The sequence below is a fragment of the Acidithiobacillus sp. YTS05 genome (assembly GCF_024396695.1).
In the GTDB taxonomy this organism is placed as follows: domain Bacteria; phylum Pseudomonadota; class Gammaproteobacteria; order Acidithiobacillales; family Acidithiobacillaceae; genus Igneacidithiobacillus; species Igneacidithiobacillus copahuensis.
The window spans coordinates 666709-687009 of record NZ_CP094359.1 but is presented as its reverse complement, the minus strand read 5'-3'; the positions used below and the strand labels follow the sequence as shown (position 1 = coordinate 687009).

General features: G+C 58.8%; 21 protein-coding genes and 1 riboswitch. Of the genes, 9 read left to right on the top strand and 12 right to left on the bottom strand.

All coding sequences use genetic code 11. From position 1 onward, the window contains the following. From MQE22_RS03440 to MQE22_RS03420, 5 genes are all read right to left on the bottom strand, one after another. Positions 1–813, bottom strand: a complete 813-nt coding sequence (locus tag MQE22_RS03440) for an ABC transporter permease (RefSeq protein WP_215870963.1) — start codon at positions 811–813, stop codon at positions 1–3. Next, positions 803–1921 (bottom strand): KpsE/RkpR family capsule polysaccharide export protein, encoded by a 1119-nt coding sequence (locus MQE22_RS03435; RefSeq protein WP_215870962.1) that lies wholly within the window; start codon positions 1919–1921, stop codon positions 803–805. The genes MQE22_RS03440 and MQE22_RS03435 overlap by 11 nt, the downstream gene beginning before the upstream one ends. 23 nt (positions 1922–1944) lie before the next feature. After that, positions 1945–3414 carry a mannose-1-phosphate guanylyltransferase/mannose-6-phosphate isomerase gene (locus MQE22_RS03430; RefSeq protein ID WP_255790113.1) on the bottom strand — a complete coding sequence of 490 codons (1470 nt, stop codon included), beginning with the start codon at positions 3412–3414 and terminating at the stop codon, positions 1945–1947. 114 nt (positions 3415–3528) lie between these two features. After that, a complete protein-coding gene (locus MQE22_RS03425) occupies positions 3529–3846 on the bottom strand; it encodes a type II toxin-antitoxin system RelE/ParE family toxin (protein ID WP_483190453.1) in 318 nt (105 codons plus the stop codon). 6 nt (positions 3847–3852) lie between these two features. Then, positions 3853–4122, bottom strand: a complete 270-nt coding sequence (locus MQE22_RS03420) for a ribbon-helix-helix domain-containing protein (protein WP_255790111.1) — start codon at positions 4120–4122, stop codon at positions 3853–3855. A gap of 124 nt (positions 4123–4246) precedes the next feature. On the opposite strand from MQE22_RS03420, the gene MQE22_RS03415 reads away from it, so the two are divergent. Beyond that, positions 4247–4630, top strand: a complete 384-nt coding sequence (locus tag MQE22_RS03415) for a hypothetical protein (RefSeq protein WP_255790110.1) — start codon at positions 4247–4249, stop codon at positions 4628–4630. A gap of 318 nt (positions 4631–4948) precedes the next feature. On the opposite strand, the gene MQE22_RS03410 is transcribed toward MQE22_RS03415, so the two are convergent. Continuing rightward, positions 4949–5458 (bottom strand): glycosyltransferase, encoded by a 510-nt coding sequence (locus MQE22_RS03410; RefSeq protein ID WP_255790109.1) that lies wholly within the window; start codon positions 5456–5458, stop codon positions 4949–4951. Here MQE22_RS03410 and MQE22_RS03405 point away from each other — a divergent pair. Both MQE22_RS03405 and MQE22_RS03400 read left to right on the top strand, forming a co-directional pair. Next, positions 5379–6392 (top strand): aminotransferase class I/II-fold pyridoxal phosphate-dependent enzyme, encoded by a 1014-nt coding sequence (locus MQE22_RS03405; RefSeq protein WP_483190456.1) that lies wholly within the window; start codon positions 5379–5381, stop codon positions 6390–6392. The genes MQE22_RS03410 and MQE22_RS03405 overlap by 80 nt on opposite strands. Before the next feature lie 76 nt (positions 6393–6468). Next, positions 6469–7875 (top strand): dihydrolipoyl dehydrogenase family protein, encoded by a 1407-nt coding sequence (locus MQE22_RS03400; protein WP_255790108.1) that lies wholly within the window; start codon positions 6469–6471, stop codon positions 7873–7875. Here the strand turns inward: MQE22_RS03400 and MQE22_RS03395 are convergent, their stop codons facing one another. Both MQE22_RS03395 and MQE22_RS03390 read right to left on the bottom strand, forming a co-directional pair. Further along, complete coding sequence (locus tag MQE22_RS03395; RefSeq protein ID WP_255790107.1) at positions 7876–8550, bottom strand: alpha/beta hydrolase; 675 nt, start codon at positions 8548–8550, stop codon at positions 7876–7878. Continuing rightward, complete coding sequence (locus MQE22_RS03390; RefSeq protein WP_255790106.1) at positions 8540–9865, bottom strand: sigma-54 interaction domain-containing protein; 1326 nt, start codon at positions 9863–9865, stop codon at positions 8540–8542. Before MQE22_RS03390 ends, MQE22_RS03395 begins: the two co-directional genes overlap by 11 nt. A gap of 216 nt (positions 9866–10081) precedes the next feature. Here MQE22_RS03390 and MQE22_RS03385 point away from each other — a divergent pair, with 216 nt between their 5' ends. The 5 genes from MQE22_RS03385 to MQE22_RS03365 all read left to right on the top strand — a co-directional run bounded on the left by MQE22_RS03385 (position 10082) and on the right by MQE22_RS03365 (position 14472). Beyond that, positions 10082–10795, top strand: coding sequence for an MBL fold metallo-hydrolase (locus tag MQE22_RS03385; RefSeq protein WP_215870950.1), 714 nt, complete (start codon positions 10082–10084; stop codon positions 10793–10795). Between the two features lie 10 nt (positions 10796–10805). Continuing rightward, a complete protein-coding gene (locus tag MQE22_RS03380) occupies positions 10806–12440 on the top strand; it encodes a cytochrome ubiquinol oxidase subunit I (RefSeq protein WP_215870949.1) in 1635 nt (544 codons plus the stop codon). 45 nt (positions 12441–12485) lie between these two features. Then, the gene (gene cydB, locus MQE22_RS03375; RefSeq protein WP_215870948.1) at positions 12486–13619 is read left to right on the top strand and encodes a cytochrome d ubiquinol oxidase subunit II; all 1134 of its coding nucleotides are present in this window, start codon (positions 12486–12488) and stop codon (positions 13617–13619) included. Between the two features lie 12 nt (positions 13620–13631). Next, on the top strand, positions 13632–13835 hold the full coding sequence (locus MQE22_RS03370) for a hypothetical protein (RefSeq protein ID WP_215870947.1): 204 nt from the start codon (positions 13632–13634) through the stop codon (positions 13833–13835). Positions 13836–14010: 175 nt separating this feature from the next. Next, positions 14011–14472 carry a hypothetical protein gene (locus MQE22_RS03365; RefSeq protein ID WP_215870946.1) on the top strand — a complete coding sequence of 154 codons (462 nt, stop codon included), beginning with the start codon at positions 14011–14013 and terminating at the stop codon, positions 14470–14472. Positions 14473–14480: 8 nt separating this feature from the next. Here MQE22_RS03365 and thiC read toward each other — a convergent pair whose 3' ends face one another. From thiC to MQE22_RS03350, 3 genes are all read right to left on the bottom strand, one after another. Further along, a complete protein-coding gene (thiC, locus tag MQE22_RS03360) occupies positions 14481–16337 on the bottom strand; it encodes a phosphomethylpyrimidine synthase ThiC (RefSeq protein WP_215870945.1) in 1857 nt (618 codons plus the stop codon). A gap of 28 nt (positions 16338–16365) precedes the next feature. After that, a riboswitch (TPP riboswitch) is annotated at positions 16366–16458 on the bottom strand. Positions 16459–16844: 386 nt separating this feature from the next. Beyond that, positions 16845–17303, bottom strand: a complete 459-nt coding sequence (locus tag MQE22_RS03355; protein ID WP_215870944.1) for a DIP1984 family protein — start codon at positions 17301–17303, stop codon at positions 16845–16847. A gap of 110 nt (positions 17304–17413) precedes the next feature. Further along, positions 17414–17644 (bottom strand): hypothetical protein, encoded by a 231-nt coding sequence (locus MQE22_RS03350; protein ID WP_215870943.1) that lies wholly within the window; start codon positions 17642–17644, stop codon positions 17414–17416. A gap of 272 nt (positions 17645–17916) precedes the next feature. Between MQE22_RS03350 and MQE22_RS03345 the strand changes: the two genes are divergently transcribed. Further along, positions 17917–19083, top strand: a complete 1167-nt coding sequence (locus MQE22_RS03345; protein ID WP_215870942.1) for a glycerate kinase — start codon at positions 17917–17919, stop codon at positions 19081–19083. Here the strand turns inward: MQE22_RS03345 and glcF are convergent. Next, positions 19033–20298, bottom strand: coding sequence for a glycolate oxidase subunit GlcF (glcF, locus tag MQE22_RS03340; protein WP_215870941.1), 1266 nt, complete (start codon positions 20296–20298; stop codon positions 19033–19035). The two genes, MQE22_RS03345 and glcF, sit on opposite strands and share 51 nt — an antisense overlap. Positions 20299–20301: the final 3 nt, after the last annotated feature.

Here is a 20301-nt window from a genome sequence, read left to right as displayed (position 1 = left end):
CTAACTTCCCCCGTGCACCTTAGCCCGTTTGATTGCTAATTCCGTTAAGGCATAACCAAACAGCGTCATGGCCAGCAGGGCAACGATGGTATAGGGAATGTGGTAATAGGTCGGCATCTGGCTTCCAAAATAGCCATGATGGAAATACTCTACGGAGTCGACCAGCGGAAAATATAACAGATAATGCCGGTAGGGCTCTGGGACTAAATACAACGGAAGAAAAACTCCTGAAAATGGCAACATCAGATAGAGGATAATGTGGGAGGTCTTTTCGATGGTTTCCGACAGCTCCGCTAGGGCCGCCATAATCAGGACAAAGGCAAAAGAAAACCAGATGACTAAAAGATAACCCATACCGAAGGCATACCAATAGTAGGGCAGATGAGTGATCCCAATATACGTAAAAATGGGATAGAGCACCATGAAGACCGCCGCGCCACTGGTAAAGGTCAGAATGATGCGGGCGTAGATGATGTCCATAGGGCGAATGAGCTGGTGATGCAATAGCGCTCTATTTACGGCGATTGCCTTAGTGACTCGACCTGTGCCATTTCGCCAGAACAACAAGGTCGGATAGCTCACGGCCATATACTCAGCAACAGAAATGCCATTGATATAACCCACTTCGATAGCGGAAAAAATAATCATCACGCCGATGACGAACATCGCCGGCTCGGCAATAATCCACAACACTCCCAGCCCCTCGCGGCCGTACATGGTGATGGTCTCGCGCATCACCAGTGCCCAGATGACTCGGCGCTGGATGGCGAACTGCCGCCAGAGGCTTTCCTTGGGCAGGCTGTTAGCGGTCATGGTGCTCCTTGATACCACCCACGACTACCACCAGCACGCCCCAGACCATCAGGCTGATGACCAGAGTCGCCAGAATGCCCTCGATGCGGCGCGGCAACTGCGGCGCGTCGGGCAGGTTGGGGCTGCTGATGGTTTCCAGAAAGAGTTCCTGCTTCTGCGCGGTGATGCGCGCCTGCTGCAAGGCGGTGACGGCGGCCACCAGGAGCTTCTGGGCGATGTCCTGATTCACCTGCAGGGTTTCGTATTCCGTATCCTTGCTGGCCAGGGACTGGTGATCGCCGGTGATCTGCGCCTTGGCGCTAGCAATCTGGCTTTCCAGAGCCTGCACCCCGGAGCGCAAGACCGGGATGTTGGGGTTTTGCGGCGCGTGCTGCTCGATGGCCTGCAACTGGGTCTTTTCCTGAATGAGCTGATCCTGCAGCTTGGCCACTAGCGCCAGTTGCAGTTGCGATTGCTGCAGGGGGCTGATGACCCGCTGCCCATTACGGTAATCGGCCAGGGCGACGGTGCTTTGTCGCAGCGCCTCCCGCGCCTGTTGCACGTCAGTCTCGGCAAAACGTACCGCCTCGGCATGGGCGCCAGCATTGAGCTGGTTGACAATGTCCTGCCCCTTGGCCAGCAAAAGAGCATTGATCTTTTGTGCCATGGCCGGGCTATAGGCCCGCACCTTGAGGGTGCTGATGCCATTGCTGGCATCAATGCTGTCGTCAGTCATGGACTGATAGTAGCGCCATAGCCGTACGTTGTTGGTGAAAGGATGAAAGACGCCACCATAACGATCGAGAAAGTCTACCCCATAGGTGTACTGCTCTTTCAGATTGACGGCCTTGTTGAGGGACATCATGGCGTCCCAGGAGCTGATGTATGCCGAGATGGTCTGCGAGGCACTGGAAGAATAGTTGCCGCCAATGCTACCGATCAGGCTGGCCAAACCGCCACTACTGCTGAAGCGCTCGCCGGGGCTGTAAACGACGAAGCTGGCCTCACTGATATAGACTGGCGAGGCGATGATGCCGAAGTAGAGAATGGACAGTCCGGTGGGGACCAGAACCACAAAAATGAACATCTTGCTGAGATTGCGCAGCCAGTTCCAGAACGCAGCGAACAAAGGGACTCCAGTGGTTTTCAGAATCAGGCGGGAACTTCGGTGCGACCGTAGATGTCTTCAAAACGGACGATGTCGTCTTCGCCCAGATAGGCGCCGCTTTGTACCTCGATCAGTATCAGGGGGATGACGCCGGGATTTTCCAGACGGTGAGCGGTACCGGCGGGGATGAAGGTGGATTCGTTGGTCATCACCAGCCGTTCTTCCTTGCCTACCACCACCTTGGCGGTACCGGAGACGACAATCCAGTGTTCGCTGCGGTGATGATGCATCTGCAGGGAGAGCTTTTCCTTGGGCTTGACCAGAATCCGTTTGATCTTGAAGTGGTCGCCCTCTTCCAGCACCGTGTAGGTGCCCCAGGGGCGATGTACGGTGACGTGGGTGTCTACCAGCGGGTTGCCCGAGCGCTTGAGGCGATCGACGATCTTTTTCACGTCCTGATCGCGGTCCTTGCGGGCGATGAGCAGGGCGTCAGGGGTATCGACCACCAGCAGGTCGCCCACCCCCAGCAGGGCAGTGAGGCGATCGCTGCCATACACCACGCAGTCCTGACTCTGCTCCAGCAGCACCTCACCGTGGGCGCGGTTGCCCGAGGTGTCTTCCGGTAACAACTGCCCCATGGCACTCCAAGCCCCCAGGTCGTTCCAGTCGAAACTGACGGGCACCACGGCGATGTTCTCGGCGTGCTCCATGACAGCGTAATCGATGGAGATGTCGGGGCTCTGGGCAAACTCCGCACCCAGCCAGCAGGTATCGCCATTCACCTGGGCCTCTTCATAGGCCATCTGGGCGGGCATGAGCACTTCCGGGGCGTGGGCAGCCATGCCCTGCAACAGGGCCTTGGCGGAAAAGCAGAAAATGCCGGCATTCCAGTAGTGGCGGCCATCGGCCACATAGCTTTCTGCCTGGGCGCGGGCAGGTTTTTCGAGAAAGCGCTGCACTTGGTAGCCGCCCGCCAGGGGCTCGCCCACGGCAATGTAGCCGTAGCCGGTTTCCGGCGCGGTAGGGCGGATGCCAAAGGTGACCAGATAGCCCTGAGCAGCCAGTTCTATGGCCCGCGCTACCGCTTCGGCAAAACTGGCATGATCGCTGATGAGGTGGTCGCTGGGCAGCACTAGCAACACGGCGTCATCCCCCACCTGCTCCTGGGCCCAGAGGGCAGCCGAGGCAATGGCCGGGGCGGTGTTGCGGGCCTGCGGTTCGAGTAGATAGGAGACCTCGGAACTGGCGCCCGGCGCGATCTCCATCAGCGTATCGCGTGATAGAAAATAATAATCTCGATTGGTGACCATCAACACGCGACCGGCGTGCTTCAGGTTCTGCACCCGGCGGTAGGTCTTGCGCAGCAGGTTTTCGCCATCGGGCAGGGGGATAAAGGGCTTGGGTTGTTGCTTGCGGGACAGGGGCCAGAGCCGGCTGCCAGTGCCCCCAGAGAGGATGACGGGAACGAGGGGCGGCGTGCTTTGCGTGGTGGATGATGCAGCGTCATTCTTCATGATCAGCTCCGAAAAACCTCGGCATTATGAATGCTTGCAAAGTACCATCCGCCATAAAACCGGTCAATGGAAACGTGAGCTCGGCGATTGCTGGCCCAAGGCGATGAGCGGCTACTATGAGTTATCGTCGCTCAGATCAGATTGCAGGAGCGTTTCATAGTCCCGTTCACCATAGAAGATGCCGATTATGGAAACTACTTCGGCGCCGACAGAAAAAGCGATCACGACCCGCCTCCTGTAGTTGGTGACAAGCAAGCCGGGCCTTACGTCATCACGCTTGGTGCCGCGAAGCGGGAAGGTGCCCAAGCTTTCGCAATAGTCCACGATGCATTTGACGTACTGCATTGCAGTACCATGCGATGCCTGCCGCTCCAGAAATATACCGATACAGATCGGTAAGTTGTTCCTCGGCTTCCGGGCTGAAGACGACACGGTGGATCATCGCGCCTTGGAATGCTCGGCAGCCAAGCGGGCACGTACCTGATCTACGCTGACGGCACGCGACGGGTCAGCCTTCAAGGCATCATAGGCAAGACCAACCTGGTTACGCAGCCAACTTTCCATCGCACGATCCCGCGCCATCAAAGCCCGCAATCCATCCCGGATCACCTCGCTTTCACTGGCGTACTCGCCTGAACGCACCTTGGACTTCACCGCATCTACCATCTCATTGGGCAGAGTAATGCTCATTTGTTGCGTGGTTCGCATGGCGGATTCCCCTTCGTCAAGATAGGATCAAATCCTACTGCCGGAACCTGCAGCGGTCCAGCCGCCAACCCATAATCCTGGGCAACGGAATCTTATAGGTTCAGTCCCAGGCTAGCGCACGCCAATGACCCGGATGCGCGGGGAGTTGTGTTGCATTCTTCTCAACGATGATGCAGGCCTTTACCATCAAAAGCCTATAGAAACCAGTCAGGTGATCCAGATCGACCCACAAAGCCTCGTGCCGTTTGCCAGCAAGTACATCTGGTGGAAAACACCAGAGGAGGCGGTGCTCATGCCGGGGAGAGTAATTGCCCAGGTGATGAATATCGGCGACTACTCAGACGTCGAGGCATTGGTCGTGCAAGTGGGTGAGGAGGCTCTTAGGGAAGTTCTGACGCAAGCGGAAGCAGGCCAGTTCAATGAGCGCTCCTGGGCGTATTGGCACTATCGCCTCGGACTTGCCAGGGTGGATCAGGTCCCTCCCCTGCCTGAGCGGAGATTTTCCTAAGCAGCTTTCAACCCAGTGAAAGTTTGAAAGCACTCGTGTATTTCCAGGACGGCGATCTACAGACTCTTGGCGCCGACCAGAAACAGAAGCTGATCGATGCCGTGCAAGCCATACGCGAACTCCCCAATGTTGTGTTACGTTCCAGGATATTGCGTCGGCCGAGCGCGCAATCTCCCGTTCCGTAACTCGACTAGCGCACGCCAATGACCCGGCGCAGGATGGCGCGGTATGGCTCCTGCCACCAAGGCTTGCGCGCCTGTGCTTCACTATCGCCCTGTGCCCGCAGCCGGGCGACCACGTCGGGATGCGGTTTGTAGATCAGCAGCGCTCGCGGATTGGCGGCGCGTACCTGGCGCAGGTGGGCACGCTGGGCGTGCTAGCAGGGTCTGCCGTCCCGATAGTCGCGCAAGGCGTTGAGCCGGGCCGGGCCGGTCCATCCAGGGGATCGAGATATTCGGGGATGCTGCCAGCGGCTTCACGGAATGCCGGCAGGTCAGTGGCGATGACCGGCGTGCCCACACTCAGCGCCTCCACCACCGGCAAGCCGAATCCTTCGGCAAAGGACGGAAAGAGCAAGGCGCGGGCGTGCGCCAGCCAGTTGCTGAGTTCCCACAGTGCAGTGCCGCTGTTGACCTGCACCACTCCGCGAACCTTCTGAATGAGCTGCTTCACCTGGTTACCGCGCAGATATCGGATACGATCGGCAAGGCCGAGTTCCCGGGCGCGGCCGCGCACGTAGCGCTCTGGACTGGCGGGCCACCCGGAAGTCAGCGCGGCGGCCAAGGCGGCCATCGACGAGTATGGAACTTCGGTATCTGCCAGTCGCATCGTTTCCGGCGAACGGCCCTTCCATCAGGCACTGGAGCGCGCGCTGGCAGATTTTTACGAGGTGGACGATGCCCTGGCGCTGGTCAGCGGCCATGCTACCAACGTCAGCATGATCGCGCAGCTCTTGGGGCCCCGGGATCTGATCCTGCACGACGAGTATGCCCACAACAGTATCGTTCTGGGCGCAAAGCTCTCGGGAGCCCAGCGTCTTCCCTTTCCCCACAACGACTGGCAATCCCTGACGGAGCTGCTCCGCACCCACCGGCGGCAGGCGGAGCGCTGCCTGATCGCGGTAGAGGGAGTTTACAGTATGGACGGCGATTACCCCGATCTACCTCGCCTGCTGGAAATCAAAAAGCGTTTTGCCGCTTGGCTGATGGTGGATGAGGCGCATAGCCTCGGGGTACTGGGGCCCCGTGGTAGCGGCATCGCCAGCCATTTCTCCGTAGATAGTCGAGAAGTCGACATCTGGATGGGCACCTTGAGCAAGACCCTGGCGAGCTGCGGCGGCTTCGTTGCCGGCAGTCAGGAGCTCATCGATCAGTTACGCTACCTGGCGCCAGGATTTTTGTACAGCGTTGGTCTGTCACCTGCCGATGGCGCCGCCGCCTTGCAGGCGCTGAAAATCCTGCAGCGGGAGCCCGAACGGGTGAGCCGGCTGCAAAACAGAGGACAGCGCTTGCTGGAAGGTTTCCGAGAGCTCGGTATCGACCCTGGACCCAGCCAGGGCTTCGCCATCGTTCCCTGGATCGTTGGCAGCTCTCTGCGCGCCGTGCAGCTTTCAGAGCAATTGCTGCAGGCGGGCATTGACGTGCAGCCTATCCTCTATCCCGCCGTTCCCGAGCGTCGCGCCCGTCTGCGCTTTTTTGTCAGCAGTGAACACAGCGCCCAAGACATCGAGGGAACCCTGACCCAGATCGCGGCCTTGGTCTAGCCCTCTCAAAACCCTGCGCAACGGCTGAGTTTGTCAGCAAAAACGGGTACACTGGGCAAAACACTTCGAGGGGCCTATGAAAGAATTCGACATCGTTATCATTGGCAGTGGTCCGGGCGGATATCGTGCCGCCGTGCTGGGCGCCTTACGGGGTAAAAAGGTCGCCATCATCGAAAAAGATACCTGGGGTGGCACCTGTCTCAACCGCGGCTGTGTGCCCAAAAAAGACTGGCATGAAACCGCCAAGTGGATCGAAAACAGTCGTCATTTTGCTGGGCGCGGAATCGTCGGTGCAGCACTGCGAGGCGACATGGCGCAAGCCTGGCAACATCAGCGCAAGGTCGTCGAGACGGTGCGCGAGAGCTACACGGACTACCTCAAACGCCTGGGCGTGCAGCTCTACCAAGGGCTCGGCAGTTATCGTAGTGCGCACGAAATTACCATCCAGACCAACTCTGGCGAAGAAGTAATCCAAACACAGAGCAGCGTGATCGCCACCGGATCCGTACCGCATCTGCCCCAGAGTGCCCAGTTGCAGGCCGGCAAGATTCTGCACAGCGATATGCTCTTTGATGATGGCGTACCCGCGGGAGATCGGGTCATCATTGTCGGCGGCGGCGTGATCGGCACGGAGTTCGCCTATATCTTCACCCAACTGGGCAAGGAAGTAAGCTGGCTGGTGAACTCGGCGCCCCTGCACCACCTGCGCTACTCGCCGCAAGCCAAGGATGCGCTCATGGATGCCCTCAAGGAACTCCAGATCGAAGCACAGCACGGCTTTGCAGTGAGCGATTCCGGCGTCGATGACGACAAGGCCTGGGTTGCGAATGGCGCCGGCGAGCGTGAAACGGCAGACTGGGTGCTCTTTGCCACGGGGCGTTCCGCCCATACCGCCGGGCTCGGCTTGGAAAACACGCAGGTTGCCACCGACGGGCGGGGTTTTGTGCAGACTAACGCGCACCTGGAAACGGCGGAAAGTGGCATTTACGCCATTGGCGATGTGGTCGGCCCGTACATGAACGCCAATCAGGCCCTGGCCGATGCCACCCTGGTGATCGACAATATCCTTGACGGCAACTGCCGCGAGCGCAGTCCGCTTTGGGTACCGGAACTGGTGTATTCGGCGGTGGAGCTGGCGCGCATTGGCATGGATGAGGATGCCGCAGAGGACGAAGGCTTCGAGCCAGCGGTGGGTTTTGCCGCTTTCGAGACCTCTCCGCGTGCCCTGGGGCAGGACGATACCCGCGGCTTCGCCCGCATCCTCGCCGACATGGACAGCGGAGAGCTGCTTGGCGGCGAAATCGTTGGACGCGATGCCGGGGAACTGATTCATCTACTCTCCCAGGGCAGTGACCGCGAGGAGATTCTGCGGCGCATCGCCAACTCCCCCGTCAATCATCCCACCCGTGCCGAGGAACTGCTCAACGCCACGGAAACCCTGGCCGCACGCTGGGGGCTCGGGGAATTCATCTTCGCAGAGTGATCAGGTCGGCTGGACGGCGCTGGCGACGAGAAACTCTCGCGCCGCTGCAATTTCCTCTGGAACGATGCTGTGCCCCATCGGGTAGTCCCGGCGGGTCACCGCATAGCCTTGGCGCTGCAGGATCTCCTCGCCCCACTGCGCGTACTCCAGCGGTAGCACATCATCATAGGTGCCGTGGCCCCAGAAAATGGGCGCCGCGTTGTCAGAAGCCGGCGGGGTATCCTGACGTAAGGGCAGATAGCCACTGAACACCAGGACGGCGCGCGCAGCAAAACTCGCATGCAAGTGCAAATACAGGGATAAGGCGGCACCTTGGGAAAATCCCGCCAAGATCAATTCCCTACCGCGCAACAGCGGTGCCAGTGCAGCGTGCAGAGACCGGGCGATTGCCTGCATCCCGGCGTCGTCTTCCGCCGAATCCGGGCCGAGGCCGAGAAGATCATACCAGGCTGGCATCACATACCCACGATTCAGGGTCACCGCCCGCCGTGGTGCATTCAGGGTCAACAGATGATAGTGCCGCTGCGGATCCAGAAGCTCCGCCACCGCCTGCATGTCCTCCTGACTGGCGCCGAGACCATGCAGCAACAACAATACCGGGGCATCTGCCTGCGCTCCCGGTCGTTGCCAGGACCCTGGCGCCCAGTCGAGGGCAGGCAAAGAATCATCCGCCATGATCAGATTCTCTTTTCTGGCTGGGATCACCGATCGCCTCCAGCTTGCGATACAGGGTGCGTTCGCTCAGTCCCAACGAATGCGCCAGACTGCGGCGATCCCCTGCGTGATGGAGCCGCGCCCAGCGCAGGTAACGGGCCTCCAGTTCCTCCAACGGAACCACTGCCGAGAAATCTGTTGCCGGCGAGGCGTTCGTAGTGGCAGGCTCCTGCTGTAAAGCCGTGGGCAGATGTTCCGGCAGGATCGCCACGTCATCGGTCAACAATGCCGCGCGGTTCAGAATATTACGCAGCTCCCGGACGTTACCCGGAAAGTCATAGGCCAGCAGCAGCTCCAGGGCGGCCGTGCTCAAGCGCAGGCGCGGATACCCCAGATTGTGGAGCAGGGACTCCGTTAGTTGCGGAATATCTTCACGCCGTTCGCGTAAGGGCGGCAGAGTGATGGGGAAGGTGCTGATGCGGTAGTACAGATCCTGACGAAAAGTCCCTTCGCGCACCATCCGTTCCAGATCGCGATGGGTGGCCGAGATCAATCGGAATCTGGAACGGATCGGCTCAATGCCGCCAACCCGCCGAAACGTCCCACTCTCCAGCAAGCGTAAAAGCTTGACCTGCAGGGGCAGAGGGATGTCGCCAACCTCGTCGAGAAACAAGGTCCCGCCATTCGCTGCCTCCGCAAGGCCGATTTTCCGACTGTGGGCACCGGTAAAGGCACCTTTCTCATGGCCAAAGAGCTCACTCTCGAACAGCGTCTCGGAAAGCCCCGAGCAATCCAGCACCACGAAAGCCCCCTGCGCCCTCTGACTTGCCCGATGGACCATGCCAGCAGCAAGCTCCTTACCCGTTCCGGATTCACCGAGCAAAAGCACTGGCACATCACTCGGGGCGGCCCGGTGCAATGCGCGGGAAAGCTCCTGCATCCGCGCTCCCTGCCCCACCAGCCCATCGGTAGAGGTACTCTGCTCTGTTAGCGGGGTAAGGAGCTCAAGGAAATAGGCAGGTTTGCCATCGGCGTTGCGTATCGGGAACAAGTCCACCTGCAGGGCGCGACCATCATGCATCCGCAGCGCATGCGCCGCCTCGTTGCTCTGCTGGCAGCGCGCCATCGGACATTCATTACCCGCGTCATCACAGAGCATCCCCGCGGTGCGCAGGATCTCGTCGCAATGCCGCCCCTGCAGCGGCTTACCGTCGCCAAACTGTTTGCGATACGCCTGGTTGGCGGCAAGCACCGTATGATCTGCCTCGAGCAAAACAGCAGGCAATGCAAAACAGTCGAGCAGCGAGGTCAGTTCCGGACGCAATTGTTTGAGCATTGACAATCCCCCTGGCGGCAGCGCTCTGCCAATTATAGCAGCTCTGCCAAACGATTCTGCCATTTTTGGCAGTTTTTCTCTGCCGTCGCCCTTATCCATCGAGGTTCGTCCGGTCCACGCCAAAGTACATCAGCCATTCCTGGGGATCAACCAGGCAATTCGGACATTGGCATAGTCTTTGCTGAATATGCCTGCAATAGTTACGAGGTTCGTCTCATGATTTTTCGTCAGATCTGCTCCGAGAAAGAAGGTTCTCTCGCCTATATCCTGGGCGATCCGATTACCCGTGAGGCGGTGGTGATCGATGTTGCCGAGACTCATCTACCGGCGGTCGAGGAATTTTTGCGTAGCCGGGGCTTACAACTGCGCCTCATCCTGGTCACCCACTGGAACGTCAGCCACGAGAAAGCTGCCGAGACCCTGCGCGAAAACTGGGGGGCTAGGCTTGCCGCCCACGAGAGTGTCGATGCAGCCAGTGTCGATATGCGTATTCGTGATGAGGATGTGCTGTATTTTGGTGAGGAGTCCCTGCGGGTATTTCATACCCCCGGTCGCACTCCCTGCGCCTTGACGTATGCTTGGAATGATCGCCTCTTCACCGGAGAAACGATCCTGGTACGCGGTCTGCATCCAAAGCTGCGGGGTCAGGCCAAAGTTCGCTTGCTTGCTAGACTCCACGCCCTGCTGGAGCGTTTTCCAGAAGAAACTCTTCTTTATCCGGGAGCAGAGAATCAGGGCCGCCGCCTGAGCAGCATTGAGGAGTTTCGCCGCCGCAGCCAGCTTGGTACTGGCGGGGATTCTGCAGGTTTTCTGCAACGGTACAGTCATTTATTGCCAAACAAAAATGTCGCAAAGCAAGGGGAAAAAGTGCGGGCAGAAAAAAATCTGCACCGCTATGGGCCGGGAAAGAACGTACCGGCGTCTTTGTAGGAGGTAGTTCATGGATATGCTGATCAATCCGACGGTCGTCGAGCTGTCACGCTTGCAGTTTGCGTTGACAGCGCTCTACCACTTTCTCTTCGTACCCCTGACCTTGGGGCTTACCTTCATTCTCGCCACCATGGAAACGGTATACGTGGTGACCGGGAAGCAGATCTATAAGGAGATGACCCAGTTCTGGGGCAAGCTCTTTGCCATCAACTTTGCGCTCGGTGTCGCCACCGGCCTGACCATGGAGTTCGAGTTTGGTACCAACTGGTCCATGTACTCGCATTTCGTTGGCGATATCTTCGGCACCCCCCTGGCGATTGAAGGACTCATGGCCTTTTTCATGGAGTCCACCTTCGTCGGCGTCATGTTCTTCGGCTGGGATCGCATGTCGCCCAAGGCGCATCTGGTGGTCACCTATCTGGTCGCCCTGGGTTCTAACCTCTCCGCCTTGTGGATCCTGATCGCCAACGGCTTCATGCAGGACCCGCAGGGTGGCACCTTCGATCCCAACACCATGCGCATGCAGTTCACCAGCTTCGTGGGACTGATCTTCAATCCCGATGCCCAGGCGAAGTTTGTGCATACCTCCATCGCCGGTTTTGTCACTGGCTCGATGTTCGTCATGGCAGTATCAGCGTACTACCTGCTGACCAAGAAACGTCGGGATATCGCCCTGCGCTCCTTCCGTCTGGCGGCCATCTTCGGCGTGATCTCTACAGTCGGTGTCATCACCCTTGGTGATGCCCTGGGCTATCTGGTGGCACATACCCAGCCGACCAAGCTGGCCGCCATGGAAGCCATCTGGGAAACCGATCCGAATCCGGTCTCAGCGCCCTGGAACCTGATCGCCCTGCCCAATCGGGAGGCCCAGAAGAATGACTTTGAACTGGGGATTCCCTATGTGCTGACACCCCTGTTGACGCACAGCATGGACACCATCATCCCCGGCATCAAGAATCTGGAACAGGATGCCAAGCCCCGCATCGAAAATGGCATTAAGGCGATGATTGCCCTCAAGGCCTACAATGCCGATCACAACGACACGGCAGCGCTGGCAACCTTCAAGCAATATGAAAAAGACATGGGCTATGGCTTCCTGGCCAAGGAATTTGCCCCGGATCAGGATCTCGCCAAGGTCGACGCCAGCAACCTGCCAAGCGTGCTCGACAAGACGGCCAAGGCGACTATTCCCAACGTCTGGGTCGAGTTCTGGGCGTTCCGTCTGATGGTGGCAGCCGGCTTCTTCATGCTGGTGCTCTTCGCCTTCGCGGCCTACTACAGCCTCAAGAACGAGATCGAGAAACACCCGTTGTTCCTCAAGATCGCCTTGTGGAGTGTGCCGTTGCCCTGGATCGCCTGTGAATTCGGCTGGATTACGGCGGAGAATGGCCGTCAACCCTGGACCGTCTATGGTTGGCTGCCGACCTTCGTATCGGCCTCCAGTCACAGCGTCAGCTACATGATCTTCTCTCTCATCGGCTTTGTACTGCTCTACAGTACCTTCATCGCGGCAGAGCTCTACCTGATGTTCAAATATGCGCGTCTGGGGCCGCAGGAAAGCCATCATCATGGAGAGGAACCGGCGGCAGGTGGCGGCATGGCAGGCAAGCCGGCCTTTGCCAAGTCGAGCATGAATCGGTCCTGAGCAGCATTGGCGAGGCCCCGCGCCTCGCCGCACAAGGAGCAGACAATGGATGCATATGTTTTTCTGAAAGTCTTGTGGTGGTTACTCCTGGGCGTTCTGCTCATGGGCTTGGCCATCATGGTGGGTATGGATATGGGTGTCGGCGCGCTGATGCGCTTTGTCGGCAAAACCGATGGCGAGCGGCGTGAGGCCCTGAACATCGTCGGGCCGCACTGGGACGGCAATCAGGTCTGGTTCATCCTGGGTGGTGGCGCCATTTTTGCGGCCTTCCCCAGCCTCTATGCCACTTCCTTTTCGGTCTTTTACATCGTCATGATTCTGCTGCTGTTCAGCATGATCATGCGCCCGGTAGCCTTTGAGTATCGCTCCAAGGTTCCCACCGAGAAATGGCGCGCCACCTGGGACTGGGTTTTCCTGATTTCCGGGGCCCTGCCCATGATCATCTACGGCGCGGCCATCGGGAATATCCTCGAGGGCGTCGGATTCCACTTTGGCTGGGATGGCCAGTACTACCAGACCGAGTCCTTCATCTGGTACCTGCTGAATCCCTTCGCAATCCTCTCCGGTGTGCTGGCCCTGAGTATGGCCATCTATCAGGGCTCTGCCATGCTGATGATTCGTGGTGTCGACCCGATCTACAGCCGTGCCAAGAAAATCGGCTCGGTGGCGGGCGTGTTGAGTGCCATCCTTTTCGTCGTCGGCGGCATCTGGATCTCTGCCAAGACTGGCTATGTGCTGCATGATGCGGACCCGAGCATGCCTGCCAATATCTCGGCAGCGCAGAACGTAACCCGCGAGGCAGGGGCCTGGCTCAACAACTACCACAGTGCGCCGATCCTGTGGCTCGTTCCCTTGATCGGCATCCTGGCCATGCTGGCGGGCTCTTTTGCCATGCGGGCGCAGAAGGCTGGCTTGGCCTGGTGGTTGGGCGCCATTTCCTGGATCAGCATCCTGGGTACGGTAGGCATCTCGATGTTCCCCTTCCTCATGCCCTCCAGCGACAACCCGGCGCAGAGCATCACCGTCTGGAATGGTACGGGTAGTCAGTACAACCTGATCTGGATGACGATCTTCACCGCAATCTTCGTCCCCACGATCCTGGCGTACACCACCTGGTGCTTCAATGTCATGCGCGGCAAGGTCAAGGCACCTGCCGCCAGTGACGACCACGCGTACTGATAGGAGGCCAACATGAAAGGCTTGCTGACATTTATTACCGGTTTCGTAATTCTCGCCTTCGCTCTGTTTCTGGCGGTGATTACCGGCGACTATGGCCCCTGGTACTTTGCTTGGCTGGTAGGTACCACGATGATCGTTCTGATTTCCGCTTCTGGCGCAGCGATGTTCGACCGCCAGGATGAAGAGCTGAATCAGAAAGGCATCTCTTCACGCTAGGAGGCGACCATGCATTACACGGATCTGGAAGACTTTATCTTCTTTTTGCCATTGATCTACCTGAGCATTGCCGGGATCATGTATCTCTATACCCGCAAGCGCTTCAAGTAGTCACGAGTTCCATCGGTAGCGTATCCTTGGGGCCTTCGGGCCCCTTTTTTTATTGGAGGAAATCATGCCTCAATTTGCCATCTGGCAGTTTTTTCACTTGGTTGCGCTGTTCTACTGGATCGGCGGGCTGGTGTTCCTCGGTTTTTACCTACTGCCGCGCTGGCTGCGCCTGGAGCATACGCCCCAGTCCTGGCACTCGCTTGCGCAAGCCATCCAGGCCTTCTCTTTCGGGGGAATCTTCGCTGCTCTGCTCCTGCTGCTGAGCGGTTACGCCATGGTGAGCAGCATCGGCGGTTTTGGCAGCCTCGGGGTGGCGGTGTGGATCATGGTGGTGTTGGGGACGATTGCCGCCCTCGGCGCCTTTCACCTCGCCTTTGCGCCGATGAAGCGTCTGCGCCGCGCCCTGGATGGGCAGTATTGGGCAGCAGCGGCGAAGGCGCTGCGCGGTTACGGGCTCTTCGCCCGTTTCCTTGCCGCCCTTGCCCTCATCCTGACCTTTGTGGGGGTGCTCGGCGTGTATCTCTGAGCCAAGGCTCAGGATTTGAGATAGATGTTCTTGCCGAGGCGCTGAAAGTCCGCAGACATCTCGCGCATTCCCTGCTCCGCGTACTCCTGCAGATCCTGCGTGATCTTCATCGAGCAGAAATGGGGACCGCACATGGAGCAGAAGTGCGCGAGTTTGGCGCCTTCCTGGGGCAGGGTCTCATCGTGATAGGCCTGCGCCTTTTCGGGGTCGAGACCCAAATGGAACTGATCCGCCCAGCGGAATTCGAAACGCGCCTTGGACAACGCATTGTCGCGCACCTGCGCACCGGGATAGCCCTTGGCCAGATCCGCGGCATGGGCGGCGAGCTTGTAAGCCATCACCCCTTCGCGCACATCTTCCTTGTCCGGCAGGCCAAGATGCTCCTTGGGCGTGACATAACAAAGCATGGCGGTACCGTACCAACCAATCTGCGCAGCACCGATGGCGCTGGTGATGTGATCGTAGCCCGGCGCAATGTCCGTCGTCAGCGGCCCCAAGGTATAAAAAGGCGCCGCAAAGCAGTGCTGTAGCTCTTCTTCCATGTTGGCGCGAATGCGTTGCATGGGCACATGCCCCGGTCCCTCGATCATCACCTGTACGTCGTGCTGCCAGGCGATCTGGGTGAGCTCGCCGAGGGTATGCAGTTCGGCAAACTGGGCCTCGTCGTTGGCATCGGCAATCGATCCAGGCCGCAGCCCATCGCCCAGGGAGAAGCTGACATCATAGGCCTGCATGATCTCGCAGATCTCGGCAAAGTGGGTGTAGAGGAAATTTTCCTGGTGGTGCGCCAGACACCACTTGGCCATGATCGAACCACCGCGGGAGACGATGCCCGTCAGACGATTGGCCGTCAGCGGTACATAGCGCAGCAAGACCCCCGCATGGATGGTGAAATAGTCCACCCCCTGCTCCGCCTGCTCGATGAGGGTATCGCGGAACAATTCCCAGGTCAGCTCCTCGGCCTTGCCATCGACCTTTTCCAGCGCCTGATAAATGGGCACCGTGCCGATGGGCACCGGCGAGTTGCGCAGAATCCATTCCCGCGTTTCGTGGATGTGCTTGCCGGTGGAGAGATCCATGACCGTATCGGCCCCCCAGCGGATGGCCCAGACCATCTTCTCCACCTCTTCAGCAATGGAGCTGCTGACCGCCGAGTTGCCGATGTTGGCATTGATCTTGACGCGAAAATTGCGGCCAATGGCCATGGGTTCGAGTTCGGGGTGGTTGATGTTGGCGGGGATGATCGCCCGACCTGCGGCAATCTCCTCCCGCACAAATTCCGGCGTGTAGCGTTCCGGCAATTTTGCCCCGAAGTTTTCGCCGGGATGACTGCGGAACAACTCCGGATGGGTCGCGCGCAGCTGCTCCAGGTTCTCGTTTTCGCGGATGGCGACATACTCCATCTCGGGGGTGATGATGCCAAGTCGCGCCGCATGCATCTGCGTCACATTCCCGCCCGGTGCCGCGCGGCGGATCTCGGCGCGGCGCTGAAAGCGGATGGCAGCGGTCTTGGGATCCTCTTGGCGCTGGCGACCATAGGCAGATGAGGGCTCGATGCTGTGCACCAGCGTATCCGGAAAGACCCAGGACCAGTGCCAGCGCTGCGGCATCAGACCCGCGCGGATATCGATATTCACCGCCGGATCGGTGTACGGCCCGCTCACGTCATAGACGGGGATAGCGGGGTTCTGCACTAGGGAATCATCCCGCTGCCGGGTCGGAGTTTGTTCGATCTCACGGTGGGGCACGCGCAGTTCGGAGAAGAGCGTGCCGGAGGTGTAGCGCTTCCGCGATCCCGGAATGGGACCGGTAGTGACTTCGCTAGCGCTCGGAAGAATATTGACGTCCTGCGGACGAGTTGCCATGGCGTTGCTCCTTTTGCAATCCGCGAACGCCAGGAATTGGCCGCTTCCCTACGCCGGTCTGAACCGGATCAGGTTCCAAGGGTACTTCTCAGCCCCAGTCGGGACGCCCCTAGCGTTCTCTAAGCCTTGAGAATAGCGGCAAAGGCCAAGAGAAAGCAAGAACTGGGAGATCATTCAACCCCAACTTTGGGATTTATTCAGGTTTGAATTAAGCGGCTTCGAGGCCGCCGGCCTTGAATGGATGGATAGACATCATCGACGTAGCCATCTGAGGTGAGACGCACAGCGCGACGGAGCCGCGCCGATTCCCCTTACCCGCCCTCACCAGTCTTGAAGTCAGCACTCGGTCGTGAACGTTGATAGTACACCGTGCTAATGTGAGCTTCCTGGGCATCTCTGTAACTTTTGCGAGAGTCGAACCCGCGCGGCGCCGCCCCAGCGCCAACCCTTCCGGCATTTCCCCGCCGGTGGGGTAGCGCTCGCCCTCCAATACTGGCTACCAGCATCTCAGTAATCTAAGAGATCAATCCGCCAATTTGCCTCCTGGATTCGTGCGTCGAGTTCTCGCAGTTCCTTTGCCGCCATATCAGCCTTCTTCTGAATCTCCGGGACAGATACGAAGCTCCTGAATCGAATCTCGGATCGAAAGCTCACTGACTGAGTGACGGTGGCGGCTTCCGCAAGATCTCGATACATCGCCTGTCTCTGCTTCAACACGTCACGCTCTGCGAGCGCTTGCGTCATGGTACGTCCAAGGACTGTTGCTCTCGAGTTGGTGATATTGATCTGCCGTATCAATCGGCCCAGCTCCGCCGCTGCTGCCTCGTATTCGGCAATTAGCTTGATGGGATTCTCCGCCGGCTTTTCACCATCCTGAACCTTCACGTTGCGAAGCATTCGGTATTTAAGCTGCTCTAGCTGCTTCTGAGTATCCGCACGGATGACAAGGGCTTCTGCTAGCTTCATAGAACTCCCGTATCTGTTGTGACGCCTAACCCGGAGCTAACCGGCGACCGGAATGCCGCGAAGCGGCATGTAGGGCGTCCGGGTTGAGCACAAGGTTGGAAATCAGCGACTCACAATTTATGCTCTTTAATAATTGCCTTAATCTCATCAATAGCTGCCTGAGAAAGCCGAATGCTTTGGCTCTTTTTTCCCTTTAATTGGCGCCCTTTGGAACCATAAGTATCTAATTGGAGAAAACGGTGGCCTTCCTTGTCTGTGATGACGTCGTATGTGCATTCAACCTCAGAATGGGCTGATTCCCGCTCAAGCGCCTGATGCGTGATTTTTGTAACCGTTGCCACGCCTACTGCCCTTCCGCTTTAGCGTAACGCTCCACTACGTAGCATGACATTCTGAGCCGCCCTTATCTCTAAGCACTTTAGTCCCTTGATAATAAGTTTTTCTGATACGGATGTCAAAGTCTGCTCCGCTGCACAACCGTCCATTCCGTGTTGGGTCATTCGGCCTCGGCTTGCAAGGATTCGTAGCCACTGCAGACCAACCATCCCCTCTTCGATAGGGCACCTGCGCTACACTAGCAAGGTAATATGTCTGCCTCATCAACGGAAACATCATGCAGGTGCTGATCGTCCCCGACCATTTCAAGGGTAGTCTGACTGCAGGCGAGGCCGCTAGCGCCATGCAAGCGGGTTTTGCTGCCGTATTCCCCGACTGGCAATATCAGCGCTTGCCTCTTGCCGACGGCGGCGAGGGTACCCTGGACCTGCTTTTGCAGGTACTACCGGGAACACGGGTCGCGACCGTAGTGCACGATCCACTTGGTCGCGAGATCCAAGCATACATTGGTATCGTCGACGGTGGTCACACCGCCATCATCGAGATGGCGCGCGCCAGCGGCCTGCTGCTTTTGGATGCCAAGGAGAGAGATCCGTTGCGCACCGCAAGCACAGGCACCGGCGAGATGATTCGTGCCGCGCTCGATCATGGTTGTCAAAAAATCGTGATGGGCATTGGAGGAAGCGCAAGCAATGATGGCGGCATGGGCCTGCTCGCGGCCTTGGGAATTCGCTTCTACGATAGCGATGGGCAAGTCCTGTCCCCATGCGGTGCCGCCCTGGCGCAGGTGCGTTCCATCGACGCTGGGCGTCTCGACGAACGTTTGCAGAACTGCGGCGTAGAGATTATCTGCGACGTCGACAACCCCCTGCTGGGAGACTCCGGCGCGACGCGGATGTTCGGTCCACAAAAGGGAGCCGACCAGATTGCGATTGAAGTGCTGGAAAGCGGTATGAAAAATTTCGCGCACTGCATTGAGCACAGTATCGGCCGGGACATCCGTCACATTCCGGGCAGCGGTGCCGCCGGTGGCGTGGGTGCCGCCTGCCTCGCCTTTCTGGGTGCCCGATTGCGCCCTGGCATCGACAGCATTGCCGATCTCATCAATCTCGACGAAAAGATCCGCGCCGCCGACTTGATCCTCACCGGGGAAGGCCGCATCGATGCCCAGACTACCCACGGTAAGACGATTGCCGGTATCGCCAAACGCTGCCAGCGTCTGGGGAAGCCGCTGATTGTCCTGGCCGGATCCCGCTCCGGCGATACCGACGCCTTGCGCGAGATCGGGATCGACGTCGTCCTGACCAGTCTCCCTAGCCTGGGAGAAGAGACCGAGCTATTCCGGGAGGGAGCCGATCACTTGCGCGAGACAGCGCGGAATACAGCGGCACTGCTATGCTTGGGTGGGCGACTGTCTCTCACCAGCGCGCAACGTTTCGGGTAAGGCGTCGGCCAACAGTTCTAGCCAGTGCCGCACGGGCACACCTGCCTCTTGCTGTAAGTGCAGCTGACAACCCACATTGGCGGTGGCAATGCAATCGGGCGCTTTTGCCTCCAGGCAGGACAATTTGCGCTCGCGCAACTCCTTTGCGAGGTCGGGCTGCAACAGGGAGTAACTGCCAGCCGAACCACAACAGAGGTGGGCGTCCGCCACCGGTACCAGATCATAGCCAACGCGCTGCAACAGAATTTCAATTTTTCCAGATAGTCTCTGGGCATGCTGCAACGAGCAGGGAGAATGAAAGGCTACCTTCCTCTGGCTGGGAGCAAAGCTGGGAAATTCAAATTTTTCTTCGAGCAGCCACTCGCCGGGATCACGAGCCAATTCGGCAATGCGCCGGGCCTTTTCGGCGTAGGCGGGATCATGCTGCAACGCTTGGCCATATTCCTTGACCATTGCCCCACAGCCACTGGCACTCACGAGAATGGCCTGCGCGCCCTGCTCTATCCAGGGCCACCAGGCGTCGATATTACGCCGCATGAAGCCGAGTGCCTCCTCTTCCGCACTCAAATGCAGGCTAAGGGCACCACAGCAACCGGCCGTGGCGGGAACCCGCCAGGGAATTTGCAGGTAATCGAGAATCTTCTGCAACGCCAGATTGGTGGCCGGCGTGCTGACACTTTGCACGCAACCTGCCAGCAACAGCACCCGAGGCTGCTTGGAACCTTCGAGTTCCGATGCGGCAGTCGGCGCTGGGCAGTCCGGAATCTGCCGCGCCCAGTCCTCTCGCAGCACCACCTTGACACATTGCGCGATCTGCAAGAGTGGGCGCAGGCGTTGTGGATATGGGATGATGCTACGCAACAACGCGCGTTGCAGGCGCTCGCTTGCCGGTCGACCGAGATGCGGCTCCAGATTGCGGCGGCCAATCTCCACCAGGCGCGCGTAACGCACACCGGAGGGACAGGTCGTTTCGCAGGCGCGACAGAGCAAACAGCGATCCAGATGGGTCAGGCTTTCACTGCTCGTCGGCGCCCCTGCCAGAAACTCCTTGATGAGATAGATGCGCCCGCGCGGCCCATCGAGCTCGTCGCCCAGGATCTGATAGGTGGGACAGGTAGCCGTGCAGAAACCGCAATGTACGCAGCTACGCAAAATCGCCTCGGCCTCGGCCATATCCTCGTCATTGTGGAAATTCGGGGCGATCTCACATTGCATTTT